The following is a 9465-nucleotide window of genomic DNA, read 5'->3' on the forward strand; positions in this document are numbered from 1 at the left end:
CGGGGCCCGCCGACCCGTCGGGGCACCCGTAGGAGGCCAGCCCTCTGGCCGATTGTGCGGCCGATGGCGTGGCCTCGGGGGAGTAATCCGGTGCCGCGCGGCGTCCAATGGAGTCGAGGGGCCGGAAAATTACGTGGCGCCCCGCGGCAGGCCGGTCTGCCACGCCTGTCCAGCGACGGAGCGGTCCGCAAGGAGGTTGGCGTGTTGGGGAAAACGGGATCCGGTAGCGACAGGCGTTCGGGGCGGCTGCTTGCGGCGTGGGGCGCCGTGCTGATGTTCGCGCTGGTGTGGGCGGCGGCCGGAGCGCCCGTACTGGCGGACGAGCCGGTGCCGGAAGCCAGCGAAACGGAGGGCCTGCAGTTCGACGACACCCCGCGCCGGATCGGCCTGGGGACGCCCGACTGGTTCCGGCCGAGCTTTCTCGATATCGAGGAGGATCTGGAACTGGCGCGCGAGCGCGGGCGCATGGGGCTGGCGGTGTATTTCGGCATGGATGACTGCCCCTACTGCGAGGCGCTGTTCGAGCAGAACTTCAGCCAGGACGACATCCGTTCCTATCTGTCCGAGCACTTCGACGTGATCGCGATCGACGTGCTGGGGAGTCGCGAGGTGACCACCCTGGAGGGGGAGACCCTGGAAGAAAAGGAATGGGCGCGCAGCCTCCGGCTGAACTTCACGCCGTCACTGGCGTTTTTCGACGTCGATGGCGAGGGCATCCACGCGATGCGCGGCTATTATCCCCCGTATCGCTTTCGCGCCCTGCTGGAGTACGTGATTGACCGGCATGACCGGGAGGAGAGCTTCCGCGAGTACCTGGACCGCGCCGATCCGCCGCCGAAGTTCGATCTCGAGGACATCAACGAGCGGGATTTCTTCGATCCGCCGCCGCACGATCTGGATCGCACCCGGGAGGCGGGCGAGCGGCCTCTGGTGGTGTTCTTCGAGCGCGAGGCCTGCCACGCCTGTGACATCCTGCATTCCGAGCCGCTGCAGAACCGGCAGGTGCTGGAGCAGATCTCGCTGATGGACGCGGTGCAGCTGGACATGGCCGACGACGCGACCCCGGTGGTCACCCCCGATGGCCGCGAGACCACGGCAGCCCGGTGGTCCCGGGATCTGGACATCCACTGGGCACCCAGTATGGTGTTCTTCGACGAGCAGGGGCAGGAGATCATCCGCCTGGACTCGGTCGCCCATCTCAACCGCGTGCGCAACGTGATGGAATACGTGCTGACTCGCGGCTACGAGGATTTCGACACCTTCGAGCGCTGGCGCGCCCAGCGCTGACTACGGACGCATCATGCACTTCGAGCAGGATTTCATAGGCGAGCACCGCGATGTCTTCGAGCGCATCGTGGCACGGGCGCACAAGGTCGCCGTGGTGATCTTCGTGATCACCTTTCTGGCGTATGGCGTGGCGGCCTGGATGGCCTTCAACGAGCAGCCCTGGGTCGCGCTGATCCTGGCGACGCTGGCGTATCTGTTCTTTCGCCAGTTCCGGCTGGTGTCGCTGGGGCTGGCGCGCACCGGGCTGCGCGGCGAGACGGGGACGGCGGAGCCGCTGAAGGCGCTGGATCTGGCGCTGGAAGAAGACGGCGCCCACGCGGTGCTCTCGGAGGTGGAGAATCACCTGAGGGCGATCGACGGGGACGTTGGCCAGCCGGGTGACTCGGGCGAGCCGGGCGAGGAGTCCGCGGAGCCGTCCCGCCGCGGTGCCACCGGGGAAACCGGGGAAGGACCTCGGGGCGGGGATCGGGACGGTTCCTGAGGACGCCGGTTCCGGCGCGGCGGGCGGGTCAGAGTTCGATCGACGTGCCCAGCTTTCCGCCCAGCACCCGGGCCAGGGTGGTTTCCAGGGTCTCGCCGGTGCGGTCGTTCTGCCACTGGCCGGTGGCCTCGTCGTAGCCGAAATGCGCCGGACCTTCCGGTGAGGACAGCCAGATCTGCGCGGCCGCTTCCTGGCGGTTGAGGATCATCTGCGCCCCGTCCTCGAACTCCAGTGTCAGCACGCCGTCGATCAGGTCGATATCCAGGTCCCCGAGGTCGGGGTGGTCGCTCAGGCGGGCGTAGAAGTCGTCCAGGGTCTGTTCGGCGAAGACGGCAAAGGAAGGCTGGCTCATGGGATCTCCCGCTCGGAATGGGCTGTAACGGCTATGGCGCGGATTATAGGGACGCTGCGGAGCGGTTGCCTATCCACCTGCGCGCCACGCGGCGATGGCGACGCCGACCCAGCCGAGGATGAACAGGGTACCGCCGATGGGAGCGACCGCTCCCAGCATGCGCGGGGCGCCCAGGGCCAGGCCGTACAGGCTGCCGGCGAACAGCAGGATGCCGGTGACAAAGGCCACGGCCGCGGCGGTGGCCCAGCCGGTGGCCAGCTGGCTCCACAGCGCGGCGATCAGCAGCAGGCCGAGGGCGTGGATGAAGTGGTACTGCACGCCGGTGTGCCAGGTGTTGAGGGCGCGTTCCGACAGGCGCTGTTCCAGGGCGTGGGCGCCGAAGGCCCCCAGCACCACGGCGATCGCCGCCAGCGCGGCGCCGATGACGATCAGGGTGCGGACCATGGTGGTCAGCCGTTGTCGTCCATGTCGCTGTCGATGTCGCGGCCGGGGACCCAGCCGTGCTCGCGGGCGCGCGCGATCGCCTCGTTGTGGATGCGTTCGTGGCGCTCGCGCAGGTCGTCCGGTAGGGCGGACGGGCGCAGGCCGTATTCGTCCCACTTGGCGTTGACCTGGCTCTGCAGGGCCTGGATCTGGCCGATCTCCCAGCCGTCGCAGGTTTGCTCTTCCGGCAGGATGCCGAACACCCAGGCATCCCGGATGATGTTGCCGATCGGCGTCATGCCGCCGTAGAGGTCATTGTAGAGACCGACATAGCGCCGGTCGTTGCGGATGGATTCTCGATTGGAGGTAGGCATGGCGGTAGTGTATGCCGCTGACCCCTCCCCGTGAAGGGCCGGGGCACCGTTTGCAGTGGGTTATCGCAATCTTTTGTTGTGGAGGTAACGTCATCGTGCTCCGTTCTTCGCCGGATCCGGAGACCGCACTGCGCCGCCTGCGCCTGCGGGTGCTGCTGAAGCTGATGGCGCTGGGTGGCGTCGTCGCGCTGGCGCTGGCGTTCTCCGCGCAGTTCGTGTCGCTGCCGGGCGGTTCGGGGCCGGAGCCGCGGAGCCTGGATCTGGCGGAGATTGCAGTCGGCGAGGTGAAGCGGCTGCGCTGGAACGGGCGGCACGTGCTGGTGGTGCATCGCGATGCGGCGCTGCTGGAATCGCTGGAGGCGGTCGAGGCGGAGGCCCTGCGGGATCCGCAGGCGCGGCGCGGGCGTCAGCCGGAGGGGCTGGCGTTGCCCGAGCGCAGTTTCACGCCGGACTGGCTGGTGGTCTATGGCGAAAGCGCGGACCTGGGCTGCGAGCTGGACCTGGTGCATCCGGAACAGGCCGACGGCTGGCCGGGCGGCTTCGAGGACCGCTGTCGCGGCGGGCGTTACGACGCCGCGGGGCGGGTGTTCCGCGATCAGCCCGGGGCGCGCAACCTGGAGATCCCGCAATACCGGCTGCACGGTGACGGGGAACGGCTGATCCTCGGCGGCTCCTGATCCCGGAGGTCGGGTTCGACCCGTAGGAGGCCAGCCCCCTGGCCGATCAGGCGCCGGAGATGGCCCGGACGGGAAATCGGCCGGAGGGCCGGCCTCCTACCGGCCGGGTGCCGTGGGAGGCCAGCCCCCTGGCCGATCGGGCGCCGGGATTGGTCTGTGGGAGGCCAGCCCCCTGGCCGATCCGGCGCAGGGGATTGGCCGGACGTGGAATCGGCCGGAGGGCCGGCCTCCTACCGGGCGGGTGCCGTGGGAGGCCAGCCCCCTGGCCGATCAGGCGCGGTAGAGGTCGAAGCGTACTGCGCGGCCCTGGATGGCGGAGACCGGCGTGGTGCCGGGCAGAGGGGCGGCACCGGCGGGGCGCTTGACCACCACGCGGCCGCGGGTGGCGGGGATCAGCGCGGCGAGCGTGGCGGCTGCGTCGCTTTCCGTATCGCTTGCGGCATCGTGTTCTTCAGTGTCTTCCGCCCGGGATGCCTGGCCCGGACGCTGGTCCGGGGCCTCCATCAGCGCCTGCAGGACCTGCATGTCTTTCTTGACCGCGGCGTTCTTGCGCCGCTGCGGGAACATCGGGTCGAACACCGCCGCATCGGCGGGCGCGGGCAGGGCATCGGCGGCGAATGCCTGCGGGAACAGTTGCACGCGGGCGGCGCTGGCGGCCAGGGCCGGGTCGCCGGCGTGCGCGGCGCGCTGCAGGGCATCTTCCAGCAACAGGGCGACGACCGGATGCCGCTCGAAGGCGCTGACCTGCCAGCCCCGCGCGGCCAGCAGCAGGGCATCGCGGCCCAGTCCGGCGGAGGCATCGACGATGTGCGCGTGCTCGCCGACGCGCCCCACGGCGCGCACCAGGGTCTCGTGGGCCGCGCGGGCGTGGCGGTAGCCCTGCCGGCCGCGCACGAAGTCCGGGGTCAGGCGCAGCGGCTTCCTGCCGCCCTGCAGAACCAGGCTCAGGCAGTCCGCTTCCACTTCCAGGGTCAGCGCCGCGTCGCCGCCATGGACGTAGCCGGCGGCGTCCAGGCGGCGCTGCAGGGCCCGGGTGCGCTCCCGGGCGCACGGATCGTCTTCCGGGACCGGGCGCAGTTCGAGGGTCATCGACGGGGCCGCGATCAGTAATGTGGCGGCGGGGGTTCGGGGGTGTCCTGCCCGCCCGCGCTGCTGTCGCCGGCGGCGGCTTCCAGCGCCCGCAGGCGGCCGTGGAGCCATTCGAGCTGCCGGGTCAGGGCCTGGTTCTCCTGCTGCAGTTCGGCCTGCACCCGGGCCTGTTCCTCCTGGCTGAATTCCAGATAGGCCAGGCGTTCTTCCAGGGTCGCGATGCGCTGTTCGGGGGTGGGGTCGCTGGCGGCCATGTGGGCTCCCGGTGCGCGTTCAGTCAACGCGGTTGCGCGTCTCGCCGGCGGCGAAGGCGCGGATGTTGGCGGCGATCTCTTCCAGCACCGCCTGTCGTGCCGAGCGCGCGGCCCAGGCGGTGTGCGGGGTCAGCACCAGGCGCGGCAGGTCGGGGGCGAGCAGGGGATGATCGGGCGGCGGCGGTTCCGGCTCGAGCACGTCGATGCCGGCGCCGGCGATGCGTTTCTCGCGCAGGGCTTCGGCCAGGGCCCGCGGCTCCACCAGGCCGCCGCGGGCGGTGTTGATCAGCAGGCCATCGGGGCCCAGGCGGTCCAGGGCGTCTTCGTCGATCAGGTTGCGGGTGGCGTCGGTCAGCGGGCAGTGCAGCGAGATCACGTCGCTGGTCTCCAGCAGCTCCGGCAGGGGGACGCGCACGGTGTCCGGGGCAGGATCCGCGGCGGGTTCCGCGTCGCGCAGGCTGCGGGCGTAGCGCACCTGCATGCCGAAGGCCTCGGCCAGGCGCGCGGTGGCCTGCCCGAGGACGCCGCGCCCGACGATGCCCATGCGCATGCCCGACAGGGTGCGGATGGGGTGGTCGAGCAGGCAGAACTGGTCGGACTCGCTCCAGCGCCCGGCGCGGATGTCGGCGCGGTAGTCGTCCAGCCGGGTGACCAGGGTCAGCAGCAGGGCCATCACGTGCTGGGCCACCGAGTCGGTGGCGTAGTCGCGGGCGTTGGTCACGGCGATGCCGAGCTCGCGCGCCGCCGCCACGTCGATGTTGTTGAAACCGGTGGCGGCCGCGCAGATCAGCTTGAGTTGCGGGCTGCGTTCGAGCACGCCGCGGTCGAGGACCACCTTGTTCGTGATGGCGATGTCGGCCCCGTCCAGGCATTCGCTGATGGCGTCGGGGTCGGCGGGCGTGCGTTCCCGGCGCACCCAGTCCGGGGCAGCGCGGTCCAGCGGGGCGAAGTCCAGGTCGTCGCAGTCGACGGTGGCCGTGTCGAGGAAGACGGCGCGGGGGGCGGAGGGCAGGTTCGGTTCGGCCATGGCTTCAGCGTTGCGATCGGGCGGAGGGCAGGGACCAACAAAAAGGGCCCCGCCGGAGCGGGGCCCGCGTGCTGGCGAGTCCGGGAGGGTCCGGGCTCGACCGGCGCGTCAGTTATCGCCCATAAAGGCGTGGAAGAGGTTCAGCATGTGCAGGAACATCACGTACAGGTTGGCGTACAGCGACACCGTCATCACCACGTAGTTGGTCTCCTGGTCGTGGATCATGCGGCTGGTGTCGAACAGGATGGCCGCCGACAGCAGCAGCACCACGGCCGCGGAGATGGCCAGCGACAGCGCCGGGATCGCCAGGAAGATGTTGGCGACGATCGCCAGCAGCGCCACGATCAGGCCCACCACGATGAAGCCGCCGAGGAAGCTGAAGTCCTTCTTGGTGGCCAGCGCATAGCCGGACAGGGCCACGAAGGCCACGGCGGTGGCGGTGAACGCGTTGCCGACGATCTGCGGGCCGTTGGGCAGCCCCAGGTACATCGACAGGATCGGGCCGAGGAAGAACCCGAGCGTCCCGGTAAAGGCAAAGGTCAGCACCAGGCCCCAGACCGAGTTGCGCGTGAAGTGGATGGCGAACGGGCCGCCAATCAGCACGCCAAGCATCACGATCCAGTGGACCGGCGGGGCACCGATGGCCATGGCGACGAAGGCGGTGACCGCGCTGAAGGCCAGGGTCAGGGCCAGCAGGGTGTAGGTCTGGCGGATGACCTTGTTGGTCGAAATGGTCTCGCTGATGGAACCGGTGCTGGACGGGTTCTGTTTCGAGCGGACGATCTGGTCTCTGGACACGGTCGTTACCTCCTGTGGTTCGTTATCGCCTCAGTGTACCGCCGGACGGCGCGGTATGCAGCCGGGCGGAGTCAGCTCCGGCTTTCCTGGCCGGCATCCGCTTCGACCCGGGTTTCGCCCACGCGTTCCCGGCAGACTTCCACCGCGCGATCGGTGCTGCGGAAGATGTTGTCCTTGCCGATCAGCTCGTCCAGGCCGGTGCGTTCCATCACCTCCAGCACCTGGGCCTTCACGCCGGCGAACACCAGGGTGACGCCGCGTGCCTTCAGCCGATGCACGAGCTGGTGCACGGTCTCCTCGCCGGAGGCGTCGATCTCGTTGATCCCCTTGCCGACGATGATGATGTATTTCGCCTGCGGGTGGCTGGCGGCCAGGTCCAGCACCGCGTCTTCGAAGTAGGGCACGTTGGCGAAATACAGCGAGCCGTCGAAGCGCATCAGCGCGATCTTTTCGTCGGTCTGCAGGCCGTAGCGGCGCGCCTCGCGCAGGGTGCCGTCCTCGTAGCGGGCCAGTTCGCTCACGCGTGGCTGCATCGAGCGGTAGAGATACAGGATGATCGCGAGGCCGGCCCCGGTGAGGATGCCGTAATCCAGGTTGGGCGCCATGGCCAGGGTCGCGAGGAAGGTGACGATGGCGGCGATGCCGTCGTGCTTGTTGGCCACCCAGGCGTGCTTGATCGCCTTGAAGTTCACCAGCCCGGCCACGGCCATCATGATGATGGCGGCGAGGACGGCCTCCGGCAGGTGGTAGATCAGCGGGGTCAGGAACAGCAGGGCGATGCCGATGATCACCGCCGTGAAGACCGACGACAGGCCGGTCTTGGCCCCGGAATTGAGGTTGACCGCCGAGCGCGAGAACGACCCCGATACCGGATAGCCCTGGGTGAAGCCCCCGGAGATGTTCGCCAGACCCTGCCCGATCAGCTCCTTGCTGGGGTCCAGCCGCTGGCCGGTGCGCGCGGCCATGGCCTTGGCGATGGCGATGGCCTCGGTAAAGCCGACCAGGGCGATGACGAAGGCGCTGGTAAGCAGCATGGTGATGTTGCCCAGGCTCAGCTCCGGCAGGGTGGGAGCAGGCAGGCCCTGGGGCACGCTGCCGACCACGTTGCCGCCACCGTCCAGGTGGATGGTGTCGTTGTCGACCCGTTCGATGCGCCAGTCGGTGCCGTCGGCCCGCTCGCGTTCCGCGTCGGTCAGGTGGTCCTCGCGGATGAAGCGGGCCGGGGCGTCGTCTTCGCCGGGGACGCGACGCAGGCTGATCGCGCCGAGCTGGTCGCGCAGATCGCGCAGTTCGCTGCGCTGTTCGTCGCGCTCCAGGCCGAGGGTATCGATCTCGTGACGGATCCGTACCGCCTCGGCGCGTTCGACCTCGTCGACTTCGGCCTCCAGCTCGCGGATGCGCTGTTCGATGTCGGCCAGCGCGCCGGAACGGGAGTCGACCTCTTCGGCCAGGGCGACCACGTCGGCCGGCGCGACCCGGTCCGCCGCCACTTCGGCCTTCTGCTCGTAACCGATGGCCCAGCTGATGAGGATGGTGATGACCACCGCTGCCAGGACGCCGGGGATCTTCGGGACCACGCGCTTCATCGCGACCATCAGCGCGATCGCGCCCAGGCCGAAGGCCAGCGTCGGCAGGTGAACGTCGCCGATCTGCTGCAGCACGCCCCACAGGCCGACCATGAAATGGCCGCTGGTGTCGACCGGGACGCCGAGGATCTTGTTGAGCTGCGACAGGGCGATGATGATGGCCGCGGCGTTGGTGAAGCCGACGATGACCGGGTGCGAGATGAAGCTGACGATCGAGCCCAGCCGGAACAGTCCCAGGACCAGCTGGACCACTCCCACCAGGAAGGCCAGCACGATCGCCAGGGCGATGAACTCGGAGGAGCCCTCGGCGGCGAACGGGATCAGGGCCGAGGCGGTGAGCAGCGAGACCACCGCCACGGGCCCGGTGGCCAGCTGGTTGGAGGAGCCCCAGAGGGCGGCGATCATCACCGGCAGCAGGGATGCGTACAGTCCGTAGACCGGCGGCAGCCCGGCCAGCTGGGCGTAGGCCATGGACTGCGGGATGAGGACGAGGGCGACCGAGATGCCGGCAATCAGATCCGCGTTGATGGTGTCCTTGGTGGGACGCCAGCGCAGGAAGGGAAACAGATTGAGCAGCATCGAATTCATGATGGTCGGCCTCGGGTTGCGCCCCGTCGCCGGTCTCCGGGGCGGTCACTGAAGTTCGTGCCGGCGGCCGGGGCCGCGGCGTCTTCGTCCGGCGTCGCGTCAGGAGGCTCGGCGCCGGTGCCGAATCGCGGGAGGCGGATCCGGCCGGGAAGGACAGGGCCGCGATTTTACGGAAGATCGTTATTTTCTTCTATCAAACTCTTTCTATGCGACATATAGATTATAGGCGATGGATTGCGGGGTGACCGGCCGAGTTGCCAGCCGCGGGGTGGTCGCGGAGAATGTGCGCCTCCGGAGAGGTGGCAGAGTGGTTGATTGCACCGGTCTTGAAAACCGGCAGGGGTGCAAGCCCCTCGAGGGTTCGAATCCCTCCCTCTCCGCCAGAATTCCGCAGGAGGCCAGCCCTCTGGCTGATGTGACATATCCCGAGCCCGATCGGCCAGGGGGCTGGCCTCCCACAATCGGCCAGGGGGCTGGCCTCCTACAATCGGCCAGGGGGCTGGCCTCCCACAATCGGCCAGGGGGCTGG

Annotated in this window: 11 protein-coding genes and 1 tRNA gene; 4 read left to right on the forward strand and 8 right to left on the reverse strand. The window is 69.2% G+C overall.

What is annotated here, in order from left to right; all coding sequences use genetic code 11:
• The first annotated feature begins 273 nt into the window (after positions 1-273).
• Complete coding sequence (locus F787_RS0113575; RefSeq protein ID WP_028492530.1) at positions 274-1287, forward strand: thioredoxin fold domain-containing protein; 1014 nt, start codon at positions 274-276, stop codon at positions 1285-1287.
• 13 nt (positions 1288-1300) lie between these two features.
• Complete coding sequence (locus F787_RS0113580) at positions 1301-1768, forward strand: collagen-like protein (protein ID WP_028492531.1); 468 nt, start codon at positions 1301-1303, stop codon at positions 1766-1768.
• 28 nt (positions 1769-1796) lie between these two features.
• On the opposite strand, the gene cyaY is transcribed toward F787_RS0113580, so the two are convergent.
• The 3 genes from cyaY to F787_RS0113595 form a co-directional block, all read right to left on the reverse strand.
• Positions 1797-2120, reverse strand: coding sequence for an iron donor protein CyaY (cyaY, locus tag F787_RS0113585; RefSeq protein WP_028492532.1), 324 nt, complete (start codon positions 2118-2120; stop codon positions 1797-1799).
• A gap of 69 nt (positions 2121-2189) precedes the next feature.
• Positions 2190-2564: a DUF423 domain-containing protein gene (locus F787_RS0113590; protein ID WP_019569973.1), complete on the reverse strand. Its 375-nt coding sequence runs from the start codon at positions 2562-2564 to the stop codon at positions 2190-2192.
• Between the two features lie 5 nt (positions 2565-2569).
• On the reverse strand, positions 2570-2917 hold the full coding sequence (locus F787_RS0113595; RefSeq protein ID WP_019590449.1) for a hypothetical protein: 348 nt from the start codon (positions 2915-2917) through the stop codon (positions 2570-2572).
• Between the two features lie 95 nt (positions 2918-3012).
• On the opposite strand from F787_RS0113595, the gene F787_RS0113600 reads away from it, so the two are divergent.
• Complete coding sequence (locus F787_RS0113600; RefSeq protein WP_028492533.1) at positions 3013-3594, forward strand: ubiquinol-cytochrome c reductase iron-sulfur subunit; 582 nt, start codon at positions 3013-3015, stop codon at positions 3592-3594.
• Positions 3595-3864: 270 nt separating this feature from the next.
• Here the strand turns inward: F787_RS0113600 and F787_RS0113605 are convergent, their stop codons facing one another.
• From F787_RS0113605 to F787_RS0113625, 5 genes are all read right to left on the reverse strand, one after another.
• Positions 3865-4683, reverse strand: coding sequence for a class I SAM-dependent methyltransferase (locus F787_RS0113605; RefSeq protein ID WP_028492534.1), 819 nt, complete (start codon positions 4681-4683; stop codon positions 3865-3867).
• 14 nt (positions 4684-4697) lie between these two features.
• On the reverse strand, positions 4698-4937 hold the full coding sequence (locus F787_RS0113610) for a SlyX family protein (protein ID WP_028492535.1): 240 nt from the start codon (positions 4935-4937) through the stop codon (positions 4698-4700).
• Positions 4938-4956: 19 nt separating this feature from the next.
• Entirely contained in the window at positions 4957-5964 is a 1008-nt protein-coding gene (locus F787_RS0113615) for an NAD(P)-dependent oxidoreductase (protein ID WP_042805994.1), read from the reverse strand.
• Between the two features lie 108 nt (positions 5965-6072).
• Entirely contained in the window at positions 6073-6762 is a 690-nt protein-coding gene (locus F787_RS0113620; RefSeq protein WP_019591363.1) for a Bax inhibitor-1/YccA family protein, read from the reverse strand.
• 71 nt (positions 6763-6833) lie between these two features.
• Positions 6834-8936 carry a SulP family inorganic anion transporter gene (locus F787_RS0113625; RefSeq protein ID WP_028492537.1) on the reverse strand — a complete coding sequence of 701 codons (2103 nt, stop codon included), beginning with the start codon at positions 8934-8936 and terminating at the stop codon, positions 6834-6836.
• 293 nt (positions 8937-9229) lie between these two features.
• On the opposite strand from F787_RS0113625, the gene F787_RS0113630 reads away from it, so the two are divergent.
• Positions 9230-9319, forward strand: a tRNA-Ser gene (locus tag F787_RS0113630).
• Positions 9320-9465: the final 146 nt, after the last annotated feature.

Source organism: Thioalkalivibrio sp. ALE19 (assembly GCF_000428605.1).
GTDB lineage: Bacteria > Pseudomonadota > Gammaproteobacteria > Ectothiorhodospirales > Ectothiorhodospiraceae > Thioalkalivibrio.

What these genes read in the sequence shown, in the direction of transcription:
- F787_RS0113575 (WP_028492530.1), top strand. Translation starts at nt 274, where the DNA reads ATGTTCGCGCTGGTGTGGGCGGCGGCCGGAGCGCCCGTACTGGCGGAC.
- F787_RS0113580 (WP_028492531.1), top strand. Translation starts at nt 1,301, where the DNA reads ATGCACTTCGAGCAGGATTTCATAGGCGAGCACCGCGATGTCTTCGAG.
- cyaY (WP_028492532.1), bottom strand. Translation starts at nt 2,120, where the DNA reads ATGAGCCAGCCTTCCTTTGCCGTCTTCGCCGAACAGACCCTGGACGAC.
- F787_RS0113590 (WP_019569973.1), bottom strand. Translation starts at nt 2,564, where the DNA reads ATGGTCCGCACCCTGATCGTCATCGGCGCCGCGCTGGCGGCGATCGCC.
- F787_RS0113595 (WP_019590449.1), bottom strand. Translation starts at nt 2,917, where the DNA reads ATGCCTACCTCCAATCGAGAATCCATCCGCAACGACCGGCGCTATGTC.
- F787_RS0113605 (WP_028492534.1), bottom strand. Translation starts at nt 4,683, where the DNA reads ATGACCCTCGAACTGCGCCCGGTCCCGGAAGACGATCCGTGCGCCCGG.
- F787_RS0113610 (WP_028492535.1), bottom strand. Translation starts at nt 4,937, where the DNA reads ATGGCCGCCAGCGACCCCACCCCCGAACAGCGCATCGCGACCCTGGAA.
- F787_RS0113615 (WP_042805994.1), bottom strand. Translation starts at nt 5,964, where the DNA reads ATGGCCGAACCGAACCTGCCCTCCGCCCCCCGCGCCGTCTTCCTCGAC.
- F787_RS0113625 (WP_028492537.1), bottom strand. Translation starts at nt 8,936, where the DNA reads ATGAATTCGATGCTGCTCAATCTGTTTCCCTTCCTGCGCTGGCGTCCC.